The 24,268-nt window shown below is 63.2% G+C and carries 35 protein-coding genes; 34 read left to right on the top strand and 1 reads right to left on the bottom strand.

Features of this window, described 5'->3' with window-relative positions; genetic code table 11:
* Positions 1-48 precede the first annotated feature (48 nt).
* The 30 genes from fusA (at position 49) to rplQ (ending at position 17,339) form a co-directional block, all read left to right on the top strand.
* Entirely contained in the window at positions 49-2,169 is a 2,121-nt protein-coding gene (gene fusA, locus ACM26W_RS17840; RefSeq protein ID WP_416138305.1) for an elongation factor G, read from the top strand.
* 29 nt (positions 2,170-2,198) lie between these two features.
* On the top strand, positions 2,199-3,392 hold the full coding sequence (gene tuf, locus ACM26W_RS17835; RefSeq protein WP_416138304.1) for an elongation factor Tu: 1,194 nt from the start codon (positions 2,199-2,201) through the stop codon (positions 3,390-3,392).
* 161 nt (positions 3,393-3,553) lie between these two features.
* Positions 3,554-3,865: a 30S ribosomal protein S10 gene (gene rpsJ, locus ACM26W_RS17830; protein ID WP_021819602.1), complete on the top strand. Its 312-nt coding sequence runs from the start codon at positions 3,554-3,556 to the stop codon at positions 3,863-3,865.
* A gap of 161 nt (positions 3,866-4,026) precedes the next feature.
* Entirely contained in the window at positions 4,027-4,665 is a 639-nt protein-coding gene (gene rplC / locus ACM26W_RS17825) for a 50S ribosomal protein L3 (RefSeq protein ID WP_416138303.1), read from the top strand.
* Between the two features lie 15 nt (positions 4,666-4,680).
* Positions 4,681-5,286, top strand: coding sequence for a 50S ribosomal protein L4 (rplD, locus tag ACM26W_RS17820; RefSeq protein WP_416138302.1), 606 nt, complete (start codon positions 4,681-4,683; stop codon positions 5,284-5,286).
* Positions 5,283-5,579: a 50S ribosomal protein L23 gene (rplW, locus tag ACM26W_RS17815; RefSeq protein ID WP_416138301.1), complete on the top strand. Its 297-nt coding sequence runs from the start codon at positions 5,283-5,285 to the stop codon at positions 5,577-5,579. Before rplD ends, rplW begins: the two co-directional genes overlap by 4 nt.
* A 17-nt stretch (positions 5,580-5,596) precedes the next feature.
* A complete protein-coding gene (rplB, locus tag ACM26W_RS17810; protein ID WP_416138300.1) occupies positions 5,597-6,427 on the top strand; it encodes a 50S ribosomal protein L2 in 831 nt (276 codons plus the stop codon).
* Positions 6,428-6,460: 33 nt separating this feature from the next.
* Positions 6,461-6,736: a 30S ribosomal protein S19 gene (rpsS, locus tag ACM26W_RS17805; protein ID WP_416138299.1), complete on the top strand. Its 276-nt coding sequence runs from the start codon at positions 6,461-6,463 to the stop codon at positions 6,734-6,736.
* 18 nt (positions 6,737-6,754) lie between these two features.
* Positions 6,755-7,087, top strand: a complete 333-nt coding sequence (rplV, locus tag ACM26W_RS17800) for a 50S ribosomal protein L22 (protein WP_010626471.1) — start codon at positions 6,755-6,757, stop codon at positions 7,085-7,087.
* Between the two features lie 11 nt (positions 7,088-7,098).
* Entirely contained in the window at positions 7,099-7,797 is a 699-nt protein-coding gene (gene rpsC, locus ACM26W_RS17795) for a 30S ribosomal protein S3 (RefSeq protein ID WP_416138298.1), read from the top strand.
* 15 nt (positions 7,798-7,812) lie between these two features.
* On the top strand, positions 7,813-8,226 hold the full coding sequence (gene rplP, locus ACM26W_RS17790; RefSeq protein WP_416138297.1) for a 50S ribosomal protein L16: 414 nt from the start codon (positions 7,813-7,815) through the stop codon (positions 8,224-8,226).
* Complete coding sequence (rpmC, locus tag ACM26W_RS17785) at positions 8,226-8,417, top strand: 50S ribosomal protein L29 (protein WP_290906765.1); 192 nt, start codon at positions 8,226-8,228, stop codon at positions 8,415-8,417. Before rplP ends, rpmC begins: the two co-directional genes overlap by 1 nt.
* Before the next feature lies 1 nt (position 8,418).
* Entirely contained in the window at positions 8,419-8,679 is a 261-nt protein-coding gene (gene rpsQ / locus ACM26W_RS17780; RefSeq protein WP_416140920.1) for a 30S ribosomal protein S17, read from the top strand.
* A gap of 52 nt (positions 8,680-8,731) precedes the next feature.
* Complete coding sequence (rplN, locus tag ACM26W_RS17775) at positions 8,732-9,103, top strand: 50S ribosomal protein L14 (RefSeq protein ID WP_416138296.1); 372 nt, start codon at positions 8,732-8,734, stop codon at positions 9,101-9,103.
* A 14-nt stretch (positions 9,104-9,117) separates the two neighbouring features.
* Entirely contained in the window at positions 9,118-9,432 is a 315-nt protein-coding gene (gene rplX, locus ACM26W_RS17770) for a 50S ribosomal protein L24 (RefSeq protein ID WP_416138295.1), read from the top strand.
* Between the two features lie 18 nt (positions 9,433-9,450).
* Positions 9,451-9,990, top strand: coding sequence for a 50S ribosomal protein L5 (rplE, locus tag ACM26W_RS17765; RefSeq protein ID WP_379761254.1), 540 nt, complete (start codon positions 9,451-9,453; stop codon positions 9,988-9,990).
* 10 nt (positions 9,991-10,000) lie between these two features.
* A complete protein-coding gene (rpsN, locus tag ACM26W_RS17760) occupies positions 10,001-10,306 on the top strand; it encodes a 30S ribosomal protein S14 (protein ID WP_416138294.1) in 306 nt (101 codons plus the stop codon).
* Positions 10,307-10,335: 29 nt separating this feature from the next.
* Positions 10,336-10,728, top strand: a complete 393-nt coding sequence (gene rpsH / locus ACM26W_RS17755) for a 30S ribosomal protein S8 (RefSeq protein ID WP_290906760.1) — start codon at positions 10,336-10,338, stop codon at positions 10,726-10,728.
* Between the two features lie 9 nt (positions 10,729-10,737).
* On the top strand, positions 10,738-11,268 hold the full coding sequence (rplF, locus tag ACM26W_RS17750; protein WP_416138293.1) for a 50S ribosomal protein L6: 531 nt from the start codon (positions 10,738-10,740) through the stop codon (positions 11,266-11,268).
* 9 nt (positions 11,269-11,277) lie between these two features.
* Entirely contained in the window at positions 11,278-11,628 is a 351-nt protein-coding gene (gene rplR, locus ACM26W_RS17745) for a 50S ribosomal protein L18 (protein WP_023007536.1), read from the top strand.
* A gap of 11 nt (positions 11,629-11,639) precedes the next feature.
* Positions 11,640-12,140: a 30S ribosomal protein S5 gene (rpsE, locus tag ACM26W_RS17740; RefSeq protein ID WP_416138291.1), complete on the top strand. Its 501-nt coding sequence runs from the start codon at positions 11,640-11,642 to the stop codon at positions 12,138-12,140.
* Between the two features lie 5 nt (positions 12,141-12,145).
* A complete protein-coding gene (rpmD, locus tag ACM26W_RS17735) occupies positions 12,146-12,328 on the top strand; it encodes a 50S ribosomal protein L30 (RefSeq protein WP_290906756.1) in 183 nt (60 codons plus the stop codon).
* Positions 12,329-12,331: 3 nt separating this feature from the next.
* Positions 12,332-12,766 carry a 50S ribosomal protein L15 gene (gene rplO, locus ACM26W_RS17730; protein ID WP_416138290.1) on the top strand — a complete coding sequence of 145 codons (435 nt, stop codon included), beginning with the start codon at positions 12,332-12,334 and terminating at the stop codon, positions 12,764-12,766.
* Positions 12,767-14,098, top strand: coding sequence for a preprotein translocase subunit SecY (gene secY, locus ACM26W_RS17725; protein ID WP_416138289.1), 1,332 nt, complete (start codon positions 12,767-12,769; stop codon positions 14,096-14,098).
* A 77-nt stretch (positions 14,099-14,175) separates the two neighbouring features.
* Positions 14,176-14,289 carry a 50S ribosomal protein L36 gene (rpmJ, locus tag ACM26W_RS17720; protein WP_008959154.1) on the top strand — a complete coding sequence of 38 codons (114 nt, stop codon included), beginning with the start codon at positions 14,176-14,178 and terminating at the stop codon, positions 14,287-14,289.
* Between the two features lie 123 nt (positions 14,290-14,412).
* Positions 14,413-14,769 carry a 30S ribosomal protein S13 gene (gene rpsM / locus ACM26W_RS17715; protein WP_416140919.1) on the top strand — a complete coding sequence of 119 codons (357 nt, stop codon included), beginning with the start codon at positions 14,413-14,415 and terminating at the stop codon, positions 14,767-14,769.
* A 39-nt stretch (positions 14,770-14,808) separates the two neighbouring features.
* On the top strand, positions 14,809-15,195 hold the full coding sequence (gene rpsK, locus ACM26W_RS17710) for a 30S ribosomal protein S11 (protein WP_013331014.1): 387 nt from the start codon (positions 14,809-14,811) through the stop codon (positions 15,193-15,195).
* A gap of 12 nt (positions 15,196-15,207) precedes the next feature.
* Positions 15,208-15,828, top strand: coding sequence for a 30S ribosomal protein S4 (gene rpsD / locus ACM26W_RS17705; protein WP_416138288.1), 621 nt, complete (start codon positions 15,208-15,210; stop codon positions 15,826-15,828).
* A gap of 80 nt (positions 15,829-15,908) precedes the next feature.
* A complete protein-coding gene (locus tag ACM26W_RS17700) occupies positions 15,909-16,907 on the top strand; it encodes a DNA-directed RNA polymerase subunit alpha (RefSeq protein ID WP_416138287.1) in 999 nt (332 codons plus the stop codon).
* A gap of 39 nt (positions 16,908-16,946) precedes the next feature.
* Positions 16,947-17,339, top strand: coding sequence for a 50S ribosomal protein L17 (rplQ, locus tag ACM26W_RS17695; RefSeq protein ID WP_416138286.1), 393 nt, complete (start codon positions 16,947-16,949; stop codon positions 17,337-17,339).
* A 61-nt stretch (positions 17,340-17,400) separates the two neighbouring features.
* Here the strand turns inward: rplQ and uvrA are convergent, their stop codons facing one another.
* Positions 17,401-20,253 (bottom strand): excinuclease ABC subunit UvrA, encoded by a 2,853-nt coding sequence (uvrA, locus tag ACM26W_RS17690; RefSeq protein ID WP_416138285.1) that lies wholly within the window; start codon positions 20,251-20,253, stop codon positions 17,401-17,403.
* 161 nt (positions 20,254-20,414) lie between these two features.
* Here uvrA and ACM26W_RS17685 point away from each other — a divergent pair, with 161 nt between their 5' ends.
* From ACM26W_RS17685 to ACM26W_RS17670, 4 genes are all read left to right on the top strand, one after another.
* The gene (locus tag ACM26W_RS17685) at positions 20,415-21,803 is read left to right on the top strand and encodes an MFS transporter (RefSeq protein ID WP_416138284.1); all 1,389 of its coding nucleotides are present in this window, start codon (positions 20,415-20,417) and stop codon (positions 21,801-21,803) included.
* A 114-nt stretch (positions 21,804-21,917) separates the two neighbouring features.
* Positions 21,918-22,526, top strand: coding sequence for a single-stranded DNA-binding protein (locus ACM26W_RS17680; RefSeq protein WP_416138283.1), 609 nt, complete (start codon positions 21,918-21,920; stop codon positions 22,524-22,526).
* Positions 22,527-22,562: 36 nt separating this feature from the next.
* Positions 22,563-23,456: a sugar nucleotide-binding protein gene (locus ACM26W_RS17675; protein ID WP_416138282.1), complete on the top strand. Its 894-nt coding sequence runs from the start codon at positions 22,563-22,565 to the stop codon at positions 23,454-23,456.
* A complete protein-coding gene (locus ACM26W_RS17670) occupies positions 23,453-24,217 on the top strand; it encodes a lysophospholipid acyltransferase family protein (protein ID WP_416138281.1) in 765 nt (254 codons plus the stop codon). The genes ACM26W_RS17675 and ACM26W_RS17670 overlap by 4 nt, the downstream gene beginning before the upstream one ends.
* Positions 24,218-24,268 lie beyond the last annotated feature (51 nt).

Here is a 24,268-nt window from a genome sequence, read left to right as displayed (position 1 = left end):
CAAGCGCAGTGCCTCTAAACGCATCGCCAACCAACCGGGAGTTCCATCGTGGCTCGCAAGACTCCACTCAACCGCTACCGCAATATCGGGATCGTCGCCCACGTCGATGCCGGCAAGACCACCACGACCGAGCGCGTGCTGTTCTACACCGGTGTCAACCACAAGCTCGGCGAGACCCATGAAGGCGCCTCCACCACCGACTGGATGGAGCAGGAGCAGGAGCGGGGTATCACCATTACCTCCGCTGCCGTGACCACCTTCTGGAAGGGCATGAACCACCAGTTCGATGAGCACCGCATCAACATCATCGACACCCCTGGGCACGTTGACTTCACCATCGAAGTCGAGCGCTCCCTGCGGGTTCTCGACGGTGCCGTCGTGGTGCTGTGTGGCTCGTCCGGCGTGCAGCCCCAGACCGAGACCGTCTGGCGTCAGGCCAACAAGTACGAAGTGCCGCGCATGGTGTTCGTCAACAAGATGGACCGCACCGGCGCCGACTTCTTCATGGTGGTCGACCAGCTCAAGGACCGTCTGGGCGCCAACGCCGTGCCGATCCAGATCAACTGGGGCACCGAGGAAGACTTCAAGGGCGTCATTGATCTGCTCGAGATGAAGGCGATCCTGTGGAACGAGTCGGATCTGGGGGTCACCTATGACCTCGTCGACATCCCTGCGGAGCTCCAGGAGACCGCCGAGAAGTACCGCGAGGAGATGGTCGAGGCCGCGGCCGAGGCGTCCGAAGAGCTGATGGACAAGTACCTCGAGGGCGGCGAGCTCACCAAGGATGAGATCAAGGCTGGCCTGCGTCGTCGCACCCTGGCCAACGAGATCGTGCTGGTCACCTGCGGTTCCGCGTTCAAGAACAAGGGCGTGCAGGCGGTGCTGGATGCGGTGGTCGAGTACCTGCCGTCTCCCACCGAGGTCAAGGCCATCGAGGGTGAGCTGGACGACAAGGACGGCACCATCGCCACCCGCGAGGCCGACGACAGCGCGCCCTTCGCCGCTCTGGCGTTCAAGATCGCCACCGACCCCTTCGTCGGTACCCTGACCTTCATTCGCGTCTACTCCGGCGTGTTGAACTCCGGCGACGGCGTCTTCAACTCGGTCAAGAGCAAGAAGGAGCGTGTCGGTCGTATCGTACAGATGCACGCCAACTCCCGCGAGGAGATCAAGGAAGTGCGCGCCGGCGATATCGCCGCCTGTATCGGCCTGAAGGACGTCACCACCGGTGACACCCTGTGTGACCTGACCGACAAGATCGTGCTGGAGCGCATGGAGTTCCCGGATCCGGTGATCTCCGTGGCCGTGGAGCCGAAGTCCAAGGCCGACCAGGAGAAGATGGGTGTGGCGCTGGGCAAGCTGGCCCAGGAGGACCCCTCCTTCCAGGTCCGCACCGACGAGGAGACCGGTCAGACCATCATCTCCGGCATGGGCGAGCTGCACCTGGACATCCTTGTCGACCGCATGCGTCGCGAGTTCAAGGTCGAGGCCAACATCGGCAAGCCGCAGGTAGCCTACCGCGAGACCATTCGCGGCAAGGTGGAGCAGGAAGGTAAGTTCGTGCGTCAGTCCGGCGGTCGCGGTCAGTACGGCCACGTCTGGCTGCGCATCGAGCCGCTCACCCAGGAAGACAAGGGCGAAGATGAAGATATGCACTTCAAATTCGCCTCCGAGATCGTCGGCGGTGTGGTTCCCAAGGAATACGTGCCTGCCGTCGAGAAAGGGGCCTACGAGCAGCTGCAGAACGGTGTCATCGCGGGCTACCCGATGATCGACGTCAAGGTTACGCTGTACGATGGTTCCTTCCACGACGTGGACTCCAACGAAACCGCGTTCAAGGTTGCTTCTTCCATGGCCGTCAAGGAAGGCGCCAAGAAGGCCAAGGCCGTGCTGCTGGAGCCGGTGATGAAGGTCGAAGTCGTGACCCCCGAGGACTACATGGGTGACGTCATGGGCGACCTGAACCGCCGTCGTGGCCTGGTGGAGGGCATGGATGACTCGTCAATGGGCAAGATCATCCGCGCTCGGGTTCCGTTGGCTGAGATGTTCGGTTACGCGACCGATCTGCGTTCTCAGACCCAGGGCCGCGCAAGCTACGTCATGGAGTTCGCGCAGTACGAAGAGGCGCCGTCCAGCGTCGTTGAAGCCGTCATCAACCAAAACGGTTAACCGTTAGCTAACGTAAAGAGGTTATAGCAGTGGCTAAGGAAAAATTTGAGCGTTCCAAACCGCACGTCAACGTCGGCACCATCGGTCACGTCGACCACGGCAAGACCACGCTGACTGCGGCTCTGACCCGCGTCTCCGCCGAGGTATTCGGCGGTGACTGGCGCGAGTTCGACACCATCGACAACGCCCCGGAAGAGCGTGAGCGCGGCATCACCATCGCCACCTCTCACGTGGAGTACCAGTCCGAGGAGCGCCACTACGCGCACGTCGACTGCCCCGGCCACGCCGACTACGTGAAGAACATGATCACCGGTGCGGCTCAGATGGATGGCGCCATCCTGGTGGTGTCTGCCGCCGACGGTCCGATGCCGCAGACCCGCGAGCACATCCTCCTGTCTCGTCAGGTTGGCGTTCCGTACATCGTCGTGTTCCTGAACAAGGCCGACATGGTCGACGACGAAGAGCTGCTCGAGCTGGTCGAGATGGAAGTTCGCGAACTCCTCGACGAGTACGACTTCCCGGGTGATGACACCCCGATCATCACCGGCTCTGCGCTGATGGCCCTGGAAGGCAAGGACGACAACGGCATGGGCACCACCGCCGTTGCCAACCTGATCAAGGCCCTGGACGAGTACATCCCGGAGCCGGAGCGTGCCATCGATCAGCCGTTCCTGATGCCGATCGAGGACGTGTTCTCCATTTCCGGCCGCGGCACCGTGGTGACCGGTCGTATCGAGCGTGGCGTCGTCAAGGCCGGCGAAGAGATCGAGATCGTCGGTATCCGTGACACCACCAAGACCATCGTTACCGGTGTCGAGATGTTCCGCAAGCTGCTCGACGAAGGTCGTGCCGGTGAGAACGTCGGCGCCCTGCTGCGTGGCACCAAGCGTGACGACGTCGAGCGTGGTCAGGTACTGGCCAAGCCGGGCTCCATCAACCCGCACACCGTCTTCGAAGCCGAAGTCTACGTGCTGTCCAAGGAAGAGGGTGGTCGTCACACTCCCTTCTTCAAGGGCTACCGTCCGCAGTTCTACTTCCGTACCACCGATGTCACCGGTACCTGTGAGCTGCCGGAAGGCGTCGAGATGGTCATGCCGGGCGACAACGTCAAGATGGTTGTCACCCTGATTGCCCCGATCGCCATGGACGAAGGTCTGCGCTTCGCCATCCGTGAAGGCGGCCGCACCGTCGGCGCCGGCGTCGTGGCCAAGATCGTCCAGTAAGCCTCGGCTGATCGATGATCGAAGGGGGCTCCGTCAGGGGCCCCCTTTCTGCGCAGCGCGGAGAGTGTTTGACTCTCGTCCGCGGCGCACCTATAATGCGCATCCTTTGAATGCGTGGGTTGACGGCTCGCGCCGTCGAGATCCATTGGAGTTAAGGGCAAATGCAGAACCAGAAGATTCGCATTCGGTTGAAGGCTTTCGACCATCGCCTGATCGACCAGTCCGCCGCGGAGATCGTTGAGACCGCCAAGCGTACCGGCGCCCAGGTTCGTGGTCCGATTCCCCTGCCGACCAACCGCGAGCGGTACACCGTTCTGATCTCGCCGCACGTCAACAAGGACGCGCGCGACCAGTACGAGATTCGTACCCACAAGCGTGTGCTCGACATCGTCGAGCCCACGGAAAAGACCGTTGATGCGCTGATGAAGCTCGACCTCGCTGCTGGCGTGGACGTGCAGATCAAGCTCGACTGATTCCAACTAGACACTCGCGGCCCAGCGCTCATCGTCTCTTTTAAAGAGCCAGCATGAGCAGCAGCCGCCGCGCCGTGAGGCGCCATACAACGTGCTAGTGGAATGCTCTGGAAAGGGCAGCCATAGCGGGTGACAGCCCCGTACACTAAAGGAGACTGAGTATGACTATCGGTTTAGTCGGTAAAAAGGCCGGGATGACCCGTGTCTTTGCCGAAGATGGCGCTTCTGTGCCCGTAACCGTGATCGAGGTTGCTCCCAACCGCATCACTCGCGTCAAGACCGTCGAAAATGACGGCTACGCGGCGGTTCAGGTGACAGCCGGCTCTCGCAAGGCCAAGCACCTCAGCAAAGCCCAGGCGGGTCAGTACGCCAAGGCGGGTGTCGAGGCCGGTCGTTCGCTGATGGAGTTCCGCCTGGAAGCAGGTGACGAGGCTCCGGAAGTGGGCGGCGAATTCACCGTATCCCTCTTCGAAGCTGGTCAAAAGATCGATGTGACCGGCACCTCCAAGGGCAAGGGTTTCCAGGGCGCCGTCAAGCGCTGGAACTTCCGTACCCAAGACAACACTCACGGCAACTCCCTGTCCCACCGCGCGCCGGGTTCCATCGGCATGTGCCAGACGCCTGGCCGCGTGTTCAAGGGCAAGAAGATGGCCGGCCAGATGGGCAACGTCCGTTGCACCGTCCAGAGCCTCGAAGTCGTGCGTGTCGACACCGAACGTAATCTGCTGCTGGTCAAGGGCGCCGTGCCCGGTGCCACCGGCAGTGACGTGATCGTGCGCAGCGCCGTGAAAGCTGGCTGAAGGGGATAGAGACCGATGAATCTGAATCTTGCAGCCGGGGCTGGCATCGTCGAAGTGTCCGACGCCACCTTTGGCAAAGACTTCAATGAAGCGCTCGTGCACCAGGTCGTCACCGCCTATCTGGCCGGTGGTCGTCAGGGGACTCGCGCCCAGAAGAACCGTTCCGACGTGCGTGGTGGCGGCAAGAAGCCGTGGCGTCAGAAGGGCACCGGCCGTGCTCGCGCCGGTACCATCCGCTCTCCGCTGTGGCGCAGCGGCGGCGTGACCTTTGCGGCGCGTCCTCAGGACCACTCGCAGAAGGTCAACCGCAAGATGTACCGCGCGGCGATGCGCTCCATTCTCTCCGAGCTGGTGCGTCAGGAACGCCTGGTGGCCGTCGAGGAGATCTCCGTCGAAGCGCCGAAGACCAAGGAGCTGGTTGCCAAGCTCAGCGAACTGGGTCTGGAGAAGGTGCTGATCGTCACCGAGGAAGTCGACGAGAAGCTCTACCTGGCCGCCCGCAACATTCCCAACGTGGATGTGGTGGACGTGGCCGCCGCTGATCCGGTGAGCCTGGTCGCCTTCGACAAGGTGCTGGTCACCGTCTCCGCCCTGCGCAAATTCGAGGAGAAGCTGGCATGAACCAGGAGCGTGTATTCAAGGTCCTGCTGGGTCCGCACGTGACCGAGAAGGCCGCCATGGCTGCCGAACGCAACCAGTACGTGTTCAAGGTGGCCAGCGACGCGACCAAGCCCGAGATCAAGAAAGCCGTCGAGGCTCTGTTCGGCAAGAAGGTCGAGCGCGTTCAGACGCTGAACGTCAAGGGCAAGACCAAGCGCACCGCGCAGGGTCTGGGTCACCGCAAGGGGTATCGCAAGGCCTATGTATCGCTGGCCGCTGGCGAGACCCTTGAAGACTTCTCTGGCGCCGAATAAGGGCAGGAGTACGGACAATGGCAATCGTCAAGACCAAACCCACATCCGCCGGCCGTCGCCACGTCGTCAAGATCGTTGGTGAAGACCTGCACAAAGGTAAGCCCTTCGCGGCGCTGCTCGAAAAGCAGTCGCGCAGTGGTGGTCGCAACAACAACGGTCGTATCACTACCCGTCACGTGGGCGGTGGGCACCGGCAGCACTACCGGATCATCGACTTCAAGCGCATCAAGGATGGCGTTCCGGCCATCGTCGAGCGCCTCGAGTATGATCCGAACCGTAGCGCTCACATCGCGCTGCTGAAGTACCTGGACGGCGAGCGCCGCTACATCATCGCGCCCAAGGGCGTGAGCGCTGGCGACAAGCTCGAGTCCGGCGTCAACGCAGCCATCAAGAAGGGCAACGCTCTTCCGCTGCGTAATATCCCGCTGGGTTCCACCGTGCACTGCATCGAGCTCAAGCCCGGCAAGGGTGCCCAGATCGCTCGCAGTGCCGGCACCAGCGCCCAGCTGGTCGCCCGTGAAGGCAGCTATGCCACCCTGCGTCTGCGCTCCGGCGAGATGCGCAAGGTGCTGGCCGAGTGCCGCGCGACCCTGGGGGAAGTGAGCAACTCCGAGCACAGCCTGCGTCAGCTTGGCAAGGCCGGTGCGAAGCGCTGGAGAGGTGTGCGTCCGACCGTTCGCGGTGTGGCCATGAACCCGGTGGATCACCCGCACGGCGGCGGTGAAGGCCGCACCAGCGGTGGTCGTCATCCGGTGTCCCCGTGGGGTATTCCCACCAAGGGCCACAAGACCCGCAAGAACAAGCGCACCGACAAGCTGATCATCCGTCGCCGCAAGGCCCGGAACTGATTGAAAACGCCAAGACTTTAAGAGGTAACGGCTGTGCCACGTTCACTGAAGAAAGGTCCCTTCATTGACCTTCATCTGCTGAAGAAGGTCGAGGCTGCAGTGGAGAAGAGCGACCGCAAACCGATCAAGACCTGGTCGCGTCGTTCCATGATCCTGCCCAACATGGTCGGGCTCACCATTGCGGTCCATAACGGTCGCCAGCACGTCCCGGTGCACGTCGCCGAGGAAATGGTTGGCCACAAGCTGGGCGAATTCGCTGCTACCCGCACCTATCGCGGTCATGCGGCGGACAAGAAAGCCAAACGGTAAGCCAGAGAGGATTGAGAGATGGAAGTCACAGCTAAGCTGCGTGGCGCTCGTTTATCCGCCCAGAAGGCCCGTTTGGTGGCTGACCAGGTGCGCGGTAAACCGGTCGCCGAGGCGCTGGACCTGCTGACCTTCTCACCGAAGAAGGCTGCCAAGCTGGTCAAGAAAGTGCTGCAGTCCGCCATCGCGAATGCGGAAGAAAACAACGGCATGGATATCGACGAGCTGCGTGTCTCGACCATCTGCGTCGATGAGGGCATGACGCTCAAGCGTATCAAGCCGCGTGCCAAGGGCCGCGCGGATCGTATCTTGAAGCGCACCTGCCACATCACCGTCAAGGTAGCCGAGAAGTAGGAGTCGACCAGATGGGTCAGAAAGTACATCCGACAGGCATCCGACTGGGTATCGTCAAAGACCATACCTCAGTCTGGTACGCCGAGCGCGGCGCCTATGCCGACAAGCTCAACAGTGACCTCGAAGTGCGCCGCTTCCTCGAGGAGCGTCTCAAGAACGCTTCCGTGAGCCGCATCACCATCGAGCGTCCTGCCAATAATGCGCGCATCACCATTCACACCGCCCGCCCGGGCATCGTGATTGGCAAGAAGGGCGAAGATGTCGATCGCCTGCGCCGTGAGGTCACCGCGATGATGGGCGTGCCCGTGCACGTCAACATCGAGGAAGTTCGCAAGCCCGAGCTGGACGCTATGCTCGTGGCCCAGAACATCGCCGGTCAGCTCGAGCGTCGCGTCATGTTCCGTCGCGCCATGAAGCGTTCCGTGCAGAACGCCATGCGCCTGGGGGCAGGTGGTATCAAGGTGATGCTGTCAGGTCGCCTGGGTGGTGCCGAGATCGCGCGTACCGAGTGGTATCGCGAAGGCCGTGTGCCGCTGCACACCTTGCGTGCGGACATCGACTACGCCGCCTTTGAGGCCAAGACCACCTACGGCATCATCGGTGTCAAGGTGTGGGTCTTCAAGGGTGAAATCCTCGGGGGCATCGAAGAGGTCCGCGCCAAGGCGAAACAGCCTCAGGCAGCGCCCTCCAAGAAGAAAGGTTCCAGGTAAGGGGAGAGCGAGTCGATGTTACAACCCAAGCGTATGAAATTCCGCAAGATGCAGAAAGGTCGCAACCGTGGCCTGGCGCTTCGCGGAAGCAGGATCAGCTTCGGGGAATACGGTCTGAAGGCAACCGGTCGCGGCCGCATTACTGCGCGCCAGATCGAGGCCGGCCGTCGTGCGATCACCCGTCACGTCAAGCGTGGCGGCAAGATCTGGATCCGCGTGTTCCCGGACAAGCCGATTTCCAAGAAGCCACTCGAAGTCCGTATGGGTAAGGGTAAGGGCTCCGTCGAGTACTGGGTCGCTCAGATCCAGCCGGGTCGGGTCCTGTATGAAATCGAAGGCGTCTCCGAAGAGCTGGCCCGTGAGGCCTTCACTCTGGCGGCCCAGAAGATGCCCATATCCACCACCTTTGTGAAACGGACGGTGATGTGATGAAAGCCCAGGAAATCCGTGAAAAATCAGTCGATGAGCTGAAGAGTCAGCTCCTCGAACTCCTCCGCGAGCAGTTCAACCTGCGCATGCAGAAGGCCACCGGTCAGCTCAGCCAGACTCATCTGCTCAAGCAGGTTCGTCGGGATATCGCCCGGGTGAAGACTGTGCTCAACGAGAAGGCAGGTGACTGAGATGGTCGAAGAAAAGAAAGCCCGTACGCTCACCGGCAAGGTGGTGAGCGACAAGATGGACAAGTCCATCGTCGTGATGATCGAGCGGCGCGTGCGTCATCCGATCTACGGCAAGTACGTCAAGCGCTCCACCAAGCTGCACGCCCATGACGAGGCGAACCAGGCGAAGGCCGGCGATACGGTCTCCATCCAGGAGTGCCGCCCGCTGTCCAAGACCAAGTCCTGGATGCTGGTCGAGGTGGTCGAGCAGGCCAAGGGCTGATCGGCTCACGCCTGTCAAACCAGTGCAGTCAGATTAGGTTTGGAGAAAACCGATGATTCAGACTCAGACAATGCTGGATGTCGCCGACAACAGCGGAGCGCGCCGGGTGCAATGCATCAAGGTGCTGGGCGGTTCACACCGTCGCTACGCCCATATCGGTGATGTCATCAAGGTCACGGTGAAGGAAGCCATTCCGCGTGGCAAGGTCAAGAAGGGCCAGGTCCTCAAGGCGGTGGTGGTTCGCACCCGTAGCGGCGTCCGTCGTCCCGACGGTTCGCTGATCCGCTTCGACGGAAATGCGGCGGTTCTGTTGAATAACACCAACGAACAGCCGATCGGTACCCGTATCTTCGGGCCGGTGACTCGTGAGCTTCGCAACGAGAAGTTCATGAAGATCATTTCCTTGGCGCCTGAAGTGCTGTAAGGAGCGAGGCGGATATGCAAAAAATCAAACGTGACGATGAAGTCGTCGTCATCGCCGGCAAGGATAAGGGCAAGCGTGGCACCGTTAAGCGGGTTCTCGAAAACCGCTTCGTGGTGTCCGGTGTGAACATGATCAAGCGTCACACCAAGCCCAATCCCATGGCGGGCAATCAGGGCGGTATCGTCGAGCGCGAGGCTCCGATTCACGCGTCCAACGTAGCCATCTTCAATTCGGAGACCGGTAAGGCGGATCGCGTCGGCTTCCAGGTGAAGGAAGACGGTACCAAGGTACGTATCTACAAGTCGACGCAGACGCAGATCGACGCCTAACGCGAGTCGGGTAGCAAAATGGCGAACTTGAAAGAACGTTATCAGAACGAGGTGGTGGCTCAACTCAAAGAGCAGTTCAGCTACGCCAACGTGATGCAGGTGCCGCGGGTCACCAAGGTGACTCTGAACATGGGCATCGGCGAAGCGACCAGCGACAAGAAGCTGATCGACAATGCCATCGGTGACCTGGAGAAGCTTTCCGGTCAGAAGCCGATGGTGACCAAGGCACGCAAGTCCATCGCGGGCTTCAAGGTGCGTGAAGGCTGGCCGATCGGGATCAAGGTGACCCTGCGCTCCGAGCGCATGTGGGACTTCCTCGATCGCCTGGTGAATATCGCGATCCCCCGTGTTCGTGACTTCCGTGGTCTCAACCCGAAGTCCTTCGACGGTCGTGGCAATTACTCCATGGGGGTGCGTGAGCAGATCATCTTCCCGGAGATCGAGTATGATAAGATCGATCGGATACGTGGTCTGGATGTCACCATCACCACCACCGCCAAAACCGATGATGAAGGTCGTGCGCTGCTGAGCGCGCTGAACTTCCCGTTCAAGAAATAAGGGTGGGATCATGGCAAAGAAAAGCATGGTAGAGCGTGAGCTCAAGCGCACCAAGCTGGTGGCGAAGTATGCCGCCAGACGCGCCGAGCTCAAGGCGGTCATCCAGGACGTCAACGCTTCCGACGAAGAGCGCTTCGAGGCGACGCTGAAGCTGCAGCAGCTGCCGCGTGACTCCAGCCCGGTGCGCCAGCGTAACCGCTGCCGCATCACCGGCCGTCCGCACGGCTACTACAACAAGTTCGGCCTCGGCCGCAACAAGCTGCGTGAAGCCGCCATGCGTGGCGATGTCCCTGGGCTGAAGAAGTCCAGCTGGTAAGCCACGCGAGAATCAGGAGCGCAACGTAAATGAGCATGCAAGACACTCTGGCGGATATGTTCACCCGTATCCGCAATGCGCAGATGGCCACCAAGGAGACGGTCACCATGCCGTCCTCCAAGCTGAAGATCGAGGTGGCCCGCGTATTGAAGGAAGAGGGTTACATCAACGACTTCGCGGTGTCCGAGGCTGCCAAGCCCGAGCTGACGGTGACCCTCAAGTACTTCGAGGGCAAGCCGGTCATCGAGCACATCCAGCGAGTTTCCAAGCCGTCCCTGCGCCAGTACAAGGGCAAGGACGCGCTGCCGAAGGTCGCCGATGGCCTGGGTATCGCTATCGTCACCACCTCCAACGGGGTGATGACCGATCGCGCGGCTCGCAAGGCCGGTGTCGGTGGCGAAGTCCTCTGCACCGTATTCTAGGAGTTTGGAATGTCCCGCGTAGCCAAATATCCGGTAAAAGTACCCGCTGGTGTCGAGATCAAGCTCGACGGTAACCAGCTGACCGTCAAGGGCGGTCAGGGTACGTTGTCCCTGTCCATTCACCCCGATGTGGTGATTGGTCAGGAAGAGGGTCAGTTGACCTTCGCGCCGAGCGAGGCCGCCAAGAGCTGGGCCATGTCCGGCACCACCCGTGCCCTGGTTCAGAACCTGGTCACCGGCGTGAGCGAAGGCTTCACCAAGTCCCTCGAAATCATCGGCGTCGGTTATCGTGCCCAGGCCAAGGGCCAGACGCTCAATCTGTCACTGGGCTTCTCGCACCCGGTCGAATATACGCTGCCTGAGGGTGTCTCTGCGGAAACGCCGAAGAACACCCAGATCGTGCTGAAGAGCGCGGACAAGCAGCAGCTCGGCCAGGTCGCCGCGGAAATCCGCGCCTTCCGTCCGCCTGAACCCTATAAGGGCAAGGGTGTTCGGTACGCCGACGAGCAGGTGCGTCGCAAAGAAGCCAAGAAGAAGTAAGGCAGGGTTATGAACGCGAAGAAAGAATCTCGTCTCCGTCGTGCCCGCCGCGCTCGCGCCAAGATCCGCGAGCTGGGCGTGTATCGCCTGTGCGTCAACCGTACCCCCCGCCACATCTATGCGCAGATCATCTCGCCGGATGGTGGTAAGGTCCTCGCCAGCGCTTCCACGCTGGACAAGGCCCTGCGTGAGGGTGCGACCGGCAATGCCGACGCCGCCGCCAAGGTCGGCGCTCTGATTGCCGAGCGCGCCAAGGAAGCAGGTATCACCCAGGTGGCCTTCGATCGTGCCGGTTTCAAGTACCATGGGCGCGTGAAGGCCCTGGCCGACGCCGCTCGTGAAGGCGGCCTGGAATTCTAAAGGGTTTTACGATGGCGAAGAACGAACAGCAAAGCGGCGACCTCCAGGAGAAACTGGTCCAGGTCAACCGTGTCGCCAAGGTGGTCAAGGGTGGCCGTATCTTCGGTTTCACCGCTCTGACCGTCGTGGGTGACGGCAAGGGCCGAGTCGGCTTCGGTCGCGGCAAGGCGCGTGAAGTGCCGGTCGCGATCCAGAAGGCGATGGACCAGGCTCGCCGCAACATGGTCAAGGTCAGCCTCGCGGGTGGCACCCTGCAGTACCCGGTCAAGGCCCGTCATGGCGCCTCCAAGGTGTACATGCAGCCAGCCTCCGAGGGTACCGGCATCATCGCAGGCGGCGCCATGCGCTCCGTGCTCGAGCTGGCAGGTGTCCATGACGTCCTGGCCAAGTGCTACGGTTCCACCAATCCGGTGAACGTGGTGCGGGCTACCGTCAGGGGCCTGACTGCCATGCAAGCGCCGGAAGACATCGCCGCGAAGCGCGGTCTGTCTGTCGAAGCGATCACGGGGTAAATACCATGGCAGCAACACTCAAGGTTACCCAGACCCGCAGCACCATCGGCATCTTGCCCACGCACAAGGCCACCATGAAGGGTCTTGGGCTGCGCCGCATCGGTCACACGGTTGAACTGGAAGACACCCCTGCCGTACGCGGCATGATCCACAAGGTGACCTACCTTGTGCGCGTTGAGGGAGAGTAATCCATGAAACTCAATAGCCTGAGCCCGGCACCGGGTTCAAAGCACGCTGAGAAGCGTGTCGGTCGTGGCATCGGCTCCGGTCTGGGCAAGACCGGCGGCCGTGGCCACAAGGGCCAGAAGTCTCGCAGCGGCGGCAGCGTCAAGCCCGGCTTCGAGGGCGGCCAGATGCCTCTGCAGCGGCGTCTGCCGAAGTTCGGCTTCACCTCCATGAAGTCGCTGGTTTCCGAAGAGGTCCGCCTGGGTGAACTCGCCAAGGTGGCGGGTGACGAGGTCACTCTGGAGACCCTCAAGCAGGCCAACGTGCTGAAGGACGCCACGCTGCACGCGAAGGTGATCCTGTCCGGCGATCTGAACAAGGCGGTCACGGTCCGCGGCATCAAGGTCACCAAGGGTGCCCGGGCCGCGATCGAAGCCGCCGGCGGCAAGGTAGAGGACTAAATGGCCAAGTCAGGAAAAATGCCGGCGACGGGCAGCGGTCTGGGTGAACTCTGGGCGCGCCTGCGCTTTGTGCTCCTCGCCATCGTGGTGTACCGGATCGGTGCCCACATCCCCGTGCCCGGTATGAATCCTGACCAGCTTGCTGCCTTGTTCAGGGAGCAGCAGGGCACCATCCTCGGCATGTTCAACATGTTCTCGGGTGGCGCCCTGGAGCGGATGAGTATCATGGCGCTGGGCATCATGCCCTACATCTCGGCATCGATCATCATGCAGCTGATGACCGCGGTCTCACCCCATCTTGAGCAGCTCAAGAAGGAGGGTGAGGGTGGCCGTCGCAAGATCAGCCAGTACACCCGCTACCTCACCGTGGTCCTGGCGCTGGTTCAGGGCACCGGCATGTCGGTCGGCCTGGCCAACCAGGGTATCGCCTACACGGCAGACTTCAGTTTCTATTTCACCGCGATCGTCACCTTCGTGACCGGTGCGGTGTTCCTGATGTGGCTGGGCGAGCAGATTACCGAGAAGGGGATCGGCAACGGCATCTCGCTGCTGATCTTCTCGGGCATCGTCGCCGGTCTGCCGAGTGCGGTAGGGCAGGCCTTTGAACTGGCTCGCAATGAAGGCGCCTGGAATGTGCTGCCGCTGCTGGCCCTCGCCGTGCTGGGTGTCGCCACCGTCGCCTTCGTGGTGTTCATCGAACGCGGCCAGCGACGCATCACCGTGAACTATCCGCGGCGCCAGGTCGGCAACAAGATGTACGCCGGCCAGAGCAGCTATCTGCCGCTGAAGGTGAACATGGCGGGCGTTATCCCGGCGATCTTCGCCTCCAGCATCCTGCTGTTCCCGGCGTCGCTGGGTCAGTGGGTCGGTAGTGGCGACGGTCTCGAGTGGCTGCAGCGTGCTTCCCAGGCCCTGGGCCCGGGTCAGCCGCTGCACATCTTGCTTTTTGGCGCGGCGGTGATATTCTTCTGCTTCTTTTACACAGCGCTGGTCTTCAATCCCAAGGACGTCGCCGACAACCTCAAGAAGTCGGGTGCCTTCCTGCCGGGGATTCGTCCAGGCGAGCAGACGGCTCGCTACGTCGACAAGGTCATGACCCGTCTGACCCTGTTCGGCGCCATGTACATCACCGCGGTTTCCCTGATGCCTCAGTTCCTCATCGTGGCCTGGAACGTGCCGTTCTTCTTCGGCGGCACGGCGCTGCTGATCGTGGTGGTGGTCATCATGGACTTCATGGCCCAGGTGCAATCGCACCTCATGTCGCACCAGTACGAGTCGGTGATGAAGAAGTCCAACCTGAAAGGCTACGGTAGCGGCGGCATGATGCGCTGAGGCGTGCCGCACGTGTATTGGCGCGCCGCGAGCCGAAGCTCTGGATCGTGGCGCGAGCCAACCTTGGAGATGGAACGATGAAAGTTCGAGCTTCCGTAAAGAAAATGTGCCGCAACTGCAAGATCATTCGTCGCAATGGCGCCGTCCGCGTCATCTGCAGCGAACCGCGGCACAAGCAGCGCCAGGGCTGATTCCTGGCACTGTGATGGACCGGCGTCGGCATGCCTCTTGCCCTGTCGCAGGGAAAGGGGTATGCTGTTGCGCCTTTTAAAGATGACCCAACGAGCAAGCCGCTCAAATTTCGGAGTAAGCTGATGGCCCGTATTGCAGGCGTCAATATCCCGGACAACAAGCATGCGGCGATCTCGCTGACCTATATCTTCGGGATTGGCCGCACTCGTGCACAGGAAATCTGTGCCGCGTCCGGCATCGCGTCGACCGCCAAGATCCAGGAACTGTCCAGCGAAGAGCTCGACACCCTGCGTTCCGAGGTTGGCAAGTATACCGTAGAGGGCGACCTTCGCCGTGATGTCACGCTTAATATCAAGCGTCTCATGGATCTGGGTTGCTACCGTGGTCTGCGTCATCGTCGTGGTCTCCCGCTGCGTGGTCAGCGTACCAAGACCAATGCGCGTACCCGCAAGGGCCCGCGCAAGCCGATCCGCAAATAACACGCACGTTCTGGCGTAAAGACAGGAAGAATCATCAACATGGCTAACCCGCGTAGCAATCGCAAGAAGGTTAAAAAGCAGGTGGTGGATGCCGTTGCGCATATCCACGCCTCTTTTAACAACACGATCATTACGATCACAGACCGCCAGGGCAACGCTCTCTCTTGGGCGACTGCCGGTGGTTCGGGTTTTCGTGGTTCTCGCAAGAGCACCCCGTTCGCTGCTCAAGTAGCAAGCGAGCGTGCAGCGACTGCTGCAGCCGAGTATGGTGTGAAAAACGTCGACGTGCTGGTCAAGGGCCCCGGTCCTGGCCGTGAATCCGCCGTGCGCGCGCTCAATGCCGCCGGCTTCCGCGTGCAGAGCATCACCGACGCGACGCCCATTCCCCACAATGGCTGCCGTCCGCCGAAGAAACGCCGCGTTTAAGGAGACAGATTCATGGCTCGTTACATTGGACCCAAGTGCAAACTGTCTCGTCGGGAAGGCACCGATCTCTTTCTGAAGAGCGGTGTGACACCCTTCGAGAAGAAGTGCAAATCCGAGCAGATTCCGGGTGTGCACGGCCAGCGTCGTCAGCGTATTTCCGAATACGGCTTGCAGCTTCGCGAGAAGCAGAAAGTACGTCGCATGTATGGCGTACTCGAGAAGCAGTTCCGCAACTACTACAAGGAAGCAGCCCGTCTCAAGGGCGCGACCGGCGAAGTGTTGCTGCAGCTCCTCGAATCCCGACTGGACAACGTCGTCTATCGCATGGGCTACGGCTCGACCCGCTCCGAAGCTCGGCAGCTGGTCAGCCACAAGGCCATCGCCGTGAACGGCAAGACCGTCAACGTGGCTTCCTACCAGGTCAAGCCCGGTGATGTGGTCTCCGTTCGCGAGAAGTCGAAGAACCAGGTGCGCATCCAGAGTGCCCTGGCCCTGGCCGCCAACCGCGGCGATGTGGCCTGGATCGAGATCGACGCCAAGAAGATGGAAGGCACGTTCAAGGCGCTGCCCGAGCGCGGCGACCTGACGGCCGACATCAACGAGGCCCTGATCGTCGAGCTGTACTCCAAGTAAGCGCTGCTAGCGCCCGGCCCCCCGAGCGGGGGCCGGCTCAGAGTACCGAGTATCCGTTTGGCAGCCTGAAAGGTGGTTATATGCAGCGTTCAGTGACCGAGTTTCTTCGTCCGCGCGACATCAAGGTCGAAGAGATCAGCGCACATCACGCCAAGATCGTGCTCGAGCCCTTCGAGCGTGGCTTCGGCCACACCCTGGGCAACGCACTGCGTCGTATCCTGCTCTCGTCCATGCCCGGCTGTGCCGTGGTGGAAGCCGAGATCAGTGGCGTCGATCACGAGTACAGCGCGATCGAAGGGGTCCAGGAAGATGTCATCGAGATCCTCCTGAACCTCAAGGACGTGGCGATCAAGATGCACAGCCGCGATGAGGCGGTGCTCTCGCTGAACAAGCAGGGCCCGGCCGTCGTCACCGCGGGTGACATCGCGCTCGACCATGACGTCGAGATCGTCAACCCCGAGCACGTCATCGCCCATGTCAACGAGGGTGCCGAGCTCAAGATGCAGCTCAAGGTGGCGCTCGGCCGCGGCTATGAGCCGGCGGACGCTCGCCTCGGTGCCGACGATGAGTCTCGTGCCATCGGCCGCCTGCAGCTGGATGCGACCTTCAGCCCCGTGCGTCGCGTTTCCTACTCCGTCGAGGCCGCGCGTGTCGAACAGCGCACCGATCTCGACAAGTTGATCATCAACCTGGAAACCGACGGCACCCTGGATCCCGAAGAGGCGATCCGTCGCAGCGCGACCATTCTGCAGGATCAGCTGGCCGCGTTCGTCGATCTGGAAGCCGACAAGGAACAGGAAGTGGAGGAGGAAGAGGATCACATCGATCCGATCCTGCTGCGCCCCGTAGACGATCTCGAGTTGACCGTTCGCAGCGCCAACTGCCTGAAGGCCGAGAATATCTATTATATCGGCGATCTGATCCAGCGCACCGAGGTGGAGCTGCTGAAGACGCCGAACCTCGGCAAGAAGTCCCTGAACGAGATCAAGGACGTCCTGGCAGCGCGCGGTCTTTCCCTGGGCATGCGGCTGGAAAACTGGCCGCCGGCTAGCCTGAAGGACGACAAGGCCTCCGCGTGAGCGCCGACTCGAGTCCCAGTTTGGTAAGGAATCACACCCATGCGTCATCGTAAGAGTGGTCGTCATCTCAATCGGACCAGCTCGCACCGCCAGGCCATGTTCAAGAACATGAGCGTGTCGCTGATCGAGCACGAGGTCATCAAGACAACCCTGCCCAAGGCCAAGGAGCTGCGTCGCGTCATCGAGCCGCTCATCACCCTGGCCAAGCAGGACAGCGTCGCCAATCGTCGTCTGGCTTTCGCCCGCACCCGCTCGAAGGAAGCGGTGGGCAAGCTGTTCAACGAGCTGGGTCCGCGTTACGTCGAGCGTCCGGGCGGTTACGTCCGTATTCTCAAGTGCGGTTTTCGCACCGGCGACAACGCGCCCATGGCCTACGTCGAACTCGTCGATCGCCCGATCGTCGAGGCCGAGGAAGCCGCCGCCGAGGAGTGATCCTCGACCGCGCTTCCGGCTGCGGCACGCCAAACCGGCCCCTCTCGAGGGGCCGGTTTTTTTATGCCGGTTCGGCCTTGTGTCGCCGGGCGCGTTCCAGCAGCGGCCTGAGGAAGCGGCCGGTGTGGGAGGCATCCATCTTCGCCACCTGCTCCGGGGTGCCCTCGGCGATGATGCGCCCGCCGCCGGAGCCACCCTCGGGGCCCAGATCGACCACCCAGTCGGCGGTCTTGATCACGTCCAGGTTGTGCTCGATCACCACGATGGTGTTGCCGTGGTCGCGCAGGCGGTGGAGCACGGTAAGCAGCTGGCGGATATCCTCGAAGTGCAGCCCGGTGGTGGGCTCATCGAGGATGTAGAGGGTCTTGCCGGTGTCGCGTTTGGCCAACTCCCGGGCCAGCTTGACCCGCTGCGCCTCGCCCCCGGAGAGCGTGGTGGCGCTCTGCCCCAGGCGGATATAGGAGAGCCCCACGTCGAGCAGGGTCTGCAGGCGCCGGGCGATGGCCGGCACCGGGCTGAAGAACCCCAGCGCCTCCTCCACGGTCATCCCCAGCACCTCATCGATGGTCTTGCCCTTGTACTGGATCTCCAGGGTTTCGCGGTTGTAGCGCTTTCCCTTGCAGACGTCGCAGGGCACGTAGATGTCCGGCAGGAAGTGCATCTCCACCTTGATCATCCCCTCGCCCTGGCACGCTTCGCAGCGTCCGCCCTTGACGTTGAAGCTGAAGCGCCCCGGCTTGTAGCCCCGCGAGCGGGCTTCCTGGGTGCCGGAGAAGAGCTCGCGGATCGGCGTGAAGATGCCGGTGTAGGTGGCCGGGTTGGAGCGCGGGGTGCGGCCGATGGGGCTCTGGTCGATGTCGATGACCTTGTCGAGCTGCTCGAGCCCCTCGATGCGATCATGGGGTCCCGGGGTGAGTGAGGTGGCGTGGTTGAGCTCCCGGGCGGCGATGGGCATCAGCGTCGCGTTGATCAGCGTCGACTTGCCGGAGCCTGAGACGCCGGTGACGCAGATGAAGAGTCCCAGCGGCAGCTCCAGGGTGACGTCCTGCAGGTTGTTGCCGGTGGCTCCGACCAGGCGAAGGACCTTCTCAGGGTTGCCGGGAATCCGCCACGGCGGCACCTCGATGCGCCGGATGCCGACCAGGTACTGGCCGGTGAGGGAGTCGGGGTTGGCCATCACCGCTTCGGGGGTGCCCTGGGCAACGATGCGGCCGCCATGGACGCCGGCTCCCGGGCCGATGTCCAGCACATGGTCCGCCGCGCGGATGGCGTCCTCGTCGTGCTCCACCACGATCACGGTATTGCCCAGGTCGCGCAGGCGCTCCAGGGTCTTGAGCAGGCGGTCGTTGTCGCGCTGGTGCAGGCCGATGGAGGGTTCGTCGAGGATATACATCACGCCCACCAGGCCGGCGCCTATCTGGCTGGCCAGGCGGATGCGCTGGGCCTCGCCGCCGGAGAGGGTCTCGGCGCTGCGCTCCAGGTTGAGGTAATCAAGCCCCACGTTGACCAGGAATTCCAGGCGGGCGTGGATCTCGTTGATGATCTTGACGGCAATCTCGCCGCGCCGCCCCGGCAGCGTCAGCGCCTTGAAGTATTCCCAGGCCTCGCCGATGGGCAGGCCAACCATCTCCGGCAAATTGCGCTCGTCGATGAAGACGTGACGCGACTCCTTGCGCAGCCGCGAGCCGTGGCAGGCCGGGCAGGGCTGCACGGCGATGTAGCGGGCCAGCTCCTCGCGTACCATGTTGGATTCGGTCTCACGATAGCGGCGTTGCAGGTTGGGCAGCACCCCTTCAAACGGATGCTGCCGGGTCACCTTGCGACCCCGGTCGTTGACGTAGTGGAAGGCGACCTCGTCATGGCCGCTGCCGTGGAGGATCACCTCACGCTCATGGCGCGCCAGCTCCTGCCAGGGCGTCTCCAGGGTGAAGCGGTAGTGCTCCGCGACCGACTGCAGCTGGTTGAAATAGAAGACGCTGCGACGATCCCAGCCCTTGATCACGCCCTCGGCCAGGGAGAGCTCCGGGTGACTGATCAGCTTGTCAGGGTCGAACACCTGCTGCACCCCGAGCCCGTCGCAGCTGGAGCAGGCGCCGGCCGGGTTGTTGAAGGAGAACATGCGCGGCTCGAGCTCGGCGATGGAGTAGCCGCATACCGGGCAGGCGAAGCGCGCCGAGAAGGCAATGTCCTCCTGCTCGCCGTCCATGAAGTGGACCATGGCGATGCCGTCGGAGAGGTTCAGGGCGGTTTCGAAGGATTCCGCCAGGCGCTGCTGCAGGCCATCGCGGACCTTGATGCGGTCCACCACCACGCTGATGTCGTGCTTGCGGTTCTTGTCCAGGGGAGCGATGTCGTCGAGCTCGAGCACCTGGCCGTTCACCATGGCACGCACGAAGCCTTGGGCGCGCAGCTCGGCCAGCAGCTGCAGGTGCTCGCCCTTGCGTCCCTTGACCACCGGGGCCAGCAGCATCAGCTTGCTGCCCTCGGGCAGCGCCAGCACCTGGTCGACCATCTGGGAGACCGTCTGGGCCTCCAGGTCCTCGCCGTGCTCCGGGCAGCGCGGGGTGCCGGTGCGGGCAAACAGCAGGCGCAGATAGTCGTAGATCTCGGTGATGGTGCCCACGGTGGAGCGGGGGTTGTGGGAGGTAGACTTCTGCTCGATAGAGATCGCCGGAGAGAGCCCCTCGATATGATCGACGTCGGGTTTCTCCATCATCGACAGAAACTGTCGCGCGTAGGTGGAGAGCGACTCCACGTAGCGGCGCTGTCCCTCGGCGTAGAGGGTGTCGAAGGCCAGCGACGACTTGCCGGAGCCGGAGAGCCCGGTGACCACGATCAGCCTGTCGCGGGGCAGCTCGAGATCGATATCCTTCAGGTTGTGGGTGCGGGCACCCCTGACCAGAATCCTGTCCATTCCCACCTCGGGCGCACGGCAAAAGATCGATTATACGGGGCAGGCTGCCGTGGCGGCAAAGTGCCGTCGGGGCGCGGCTTTCCCTGGGTGGCAGCGAGCCGCTAGAATATGCGATTCACTCAGGGGTGCATCGCACCCAAGCATGGAACGTCATCATCCCTATGCGAAAGGTTTCCGGGCTGCTGCTGCCCAGCGAGCGGCGCGCCATCACCGGGCTGGCCAGCCTCTACGCCACGCGCATGCTGGGCCTGTTCATGGTGTTGCCGGTGCTGGCCCTCTACGCCGATGACCTTGCCGGCGCCACCCCGTTGCTGGTGGGGCTGGCGCTGGGCGTCTATGGTCTCACCCAGGCGCTGTTGCAGATTCCCTTCGGGGCGCTCTCCGACCGCCTCGGCCGCAAGCCGGTGATCGCCTTCGGCCTGGTGCTGTTCATGATCGGCAGCCTGGTGGCGGCGAACGCGGAGTCCATCAGCGGGGTAATCTTCGGTCGCTGCCTGCAGGGCAGTGGGGCGGTGGCCGCCGCCATCATGGCACTGCTCGCCGACCAGACCCGCGAGCAGGTGCGCACCGCGGCCATGGCCACCATCGGACTCTCCATCGGCGTGGCCTTCGCCGTGGCCATGGTGCTGGGCCCCTGGCTGGCCGCCGGCTTCGGGCTTTCAGCGGTGTTCTGGTTCACCGCGGCGCTGGCCACGCTGGGCCTTCTGGTGCTGTGGAAGCTGGTCCCTCCCGCGCCGCGACGCCTGCAGCATCGCGACGTGGGCATCGCGCGAAGCCAGTTGGCCGCGACCCTGGGCCGTCACGACCTGTTGCGCCTGGATCTCTCCATCTTCGCCCTGCACCTGATACTGATGGCGATCTTCGTCGCCGTGCCCTTCCGGCTGTTGGAGGCCGGGATCGCGGTGGAGCGTCACGGCCTCACCTATCTGGGCGTCATGCTGCTGGCCTTCGCCGGCATGGTGCCGCTGGTGATCCTGGCCGAGAAGCGCCGCCAGATGAAGGCGATGTGCCTGCTGGCCATCGGCGCCATCACCCTCAGCCTTGGCGGACTCGCCGGCCTGGACGGCAGCCTGTGGGGGCTGCTGGCCTGGCTGCTGCTGTTCTTCATCGCCTTCAACCTGCTCGAGGCCACCCTGCCATCGATGCTCAGCAAGCTAGCGCCGGCGGGGGCCAAGGGCACCGCCATGGGGGTCTATTCCACCAGTCAGTTCCTGGGTGCCTTCCTGGGTGGGGTCCTGGGCGGTTTCCTCGCCCAGCAGTGGGGGCTGGCCGCAGTGTTCATCGGCTGCGGCCTGCTAGGGCTGGTGTGGCTAGCGCTGATGGCGAGCATGACGCCGCCGCCCCACCTGGCCAGCGAGGTGGTGGCGCTGGACGACGAAGACCAAGGGGCGGCCCTCGAGAGCCTGGCGGCCCGCTTCGCCGAGGTGGCTGGGGTCGAGGACGTGCTGGTGGTCCCCGAGGATCGGCTGGCCTATCTCAAGGTGGACCGCCGGCGCCTCGATGAAGAGGCCCTGGCAAGAGTGATCGATAATCGCAAGGAGCGGGCCTGATGGTGGGCCCGCAACGATTGGCTCGCAACGACTTGGCTCGCAAGCAGGCGCTTGATGCGCCATCCTGCAGGCCTGCCTGCAGCCTCATGCATTCATGACAGCAAGGAGTCCAACATGGCCCGTGGCGTCAACAAGGTCATTCTGATCGGCAACCTGGGACAGGATCCCGAGGTTCGTTTCCTGCCCTCCGGGGCCCCGGTGGCCAACCTGCGGCTGGCCACCACCGATACCTGGATGGATAAGCAATCCGGCCAGCGACAGGAGCGCACCGAGTGGCACACCCTGGTGATGTTCAACAAGCTGGCCGAAATCGGCCAGCAGTACCTCAAGAAGGGCTCGCGCATCTACATCGAGGGTCGCCTCCAGACCCGCAAGTGGCAGGGTCAGGACGGCCAGGATCGCTACAGCACCGAGATCGTCGTCAACGACATGCAGATGCTCGACTCCCGGGCTGGCGGCGGTGACTTCCAGGGCGGCGGTTCACCTCAGGGTGGCCAATACGGCGGCGGCGCACCCCAGCAGGGCGGCTATGGCGGCGCTCCCCAGCAGCAGGGCGGCGGCTATGGCGGTCAGCCTCAGCGTCCGGCCCAGCCCCAGCAGCGCCCCGCCCCGACCCCGCCGGCGGGGCAGCCCCAGGGCGGTCAGCCGGGTAACCAGCAGAGCAACTACGGGGCGCCGGATCCGGGCAGCTTCGACGACTTCGATGACGAGATACCATTTTAACTCGAAGCGATCCGCCGGGCGCAGGGAGGGGCACGAGTGAAGCTGCTGATACTGGAGGCCGGCCACTGCCTGAGCCTGTCGCTGGCCCGGGAGGCCAATCGGCGCAGCGATACCGAACTGGTCATCGACGCCGGCAGTGTGATCGATGGTGAGCGGCTCGCCGAGGTGGCGCCGGATGCGTTGATCATTCCTCCGCTGTCGCGTCCCATCCTTGCCGCGCCGGCCGAGGTCGCCGCCCACGCCGAGGCGGTGGGACAGTGCATGGACGTGTGTCGTGTGGCCGGCGTGCCGTTGGTGTGGTGCGTCTCCGACCAGCTCTACGAGGATGGCTTCGCCGAGCCCATCGATGAGCACGTCATTCCGCGGCCGCGGGACGAGGGCCTGCGCCGCCTGGTGGTCGCCGGTGATCGCATCCGTGCGGAGTACCCCCGGCACCTGATCGTGCGCCTGGGGCCGCTGTTTGCCCTCGAGGGCGGCCACGCCTGGCTGGGGGAGCTGATTGACACCCTGGTGGCCGGGCGGGAGGTGCGCGGCGAGGTCGACGTCACCTGCTGTCCCACCTCCGCCGACGCCGTGGCCATGTCGCTGATCGGCATGCTCCAGCAGCAGCACTGCGGTGCCGAGGCCTGGGGCAGCTACCACCTGGCCGGCACCGAGCCGATCAGCGTCTACACCTTTGTCTCCATGGTGCGCACGCAGCTGGCCACCCGTCTGGAGGGGCTCGGCGAGCAGGCCGACCTGGGGAAGGTGAAGGCCATGCACCACCACCATGATCATCCGCTGAGGCGAGTGCTCAACTGCCGGCGGGTGCTCGAGGTGTTCGGCGTCCACCAGAAGCCCTGGCGGCTGGAGGTGGGGCGGATGCTCGATGCCTGGTGCAAGGCCAATCATCGCGCCCATGAGCCGCCGGAGGAGCCATCGCCCTCATGAATGCCTTGCGCAGCCTGCTCTTCTACGTGGGCTACTTCCTCATCATGCTGGTGTGCGGCCTGCTGTTCGTGCCGCTGGCGCCCCTGCTCCCGTTGAGTAGCCGCTACCGCCTGCTTAACGTCTACAACCACCTGATCACCGCCTGGTTTCGGTGGGCGTGCGGGGTGCGCTACGAGATCCGTGGACGCGAGCGCCTGCCTGCGGGCCCCTGCGTGATCCTGTCCAATCACCAGAGCGAGTGGGAGACCATCTACCTGCAGGTCCTCAAGCCGCCGATATGCACCGTGCTCAAGCAGGAGCTGCTGCGGATTCCGCTGTTCGGCTGGGGGCTACGCCTGCTGCACCCCATCGCGCTGGATCGCAGCAGGCCGGCCCGGGCCATCAAGCAGGTGCTGACCCAGGGCAAGCAGCGTCTGGACGAGGGGCTTTCGGTGCTGATCTTTCCGGAGGGGACCCGGGTCGCGCCGGGCCAGCGCAAGCGCTACAACAAGAGCGGCGCGGTGATCGCCTGCCGCGCCGGCGTGCCGGTGGTGCCGGTAGCCCACAATGCCGGCGAGCGCTGGCCGGGGCGCCACTGGGTCAAGAATCCAGGGCGGCTGTCGCTGGTGGTGGGCGAGCCCATCGAGACCACCGGGCGCTCCCCGGAGGAGGTGCTGGTGGACGTGGAGACCTGGATCGAGGCGACGCTCACCGAGATCTCCGAAGTGCCGCGGCCTGCCTCAGCGGTGCCGGCGGCCAGCGCCGAGCAGAACACGGTCTGAGTCGAGGACTCACCAACGCAAGACCCGCCAACGCAAGGAGGCGCCCCGCGG

Origin of the sequence: Halomonas sp. HK25 (assembly GCF_047795635.1) — a bacterium.
Lineage (GTDB): Bacteria > Pseudomonadota > Gammaproteobacteria > Pseudomonadales > Halomonadaceae > Halomonas.
Note: the sequence above shows the minus strand (reverse complement) of the source record. Positions and strands in the feature narration are given on the sequence as shown.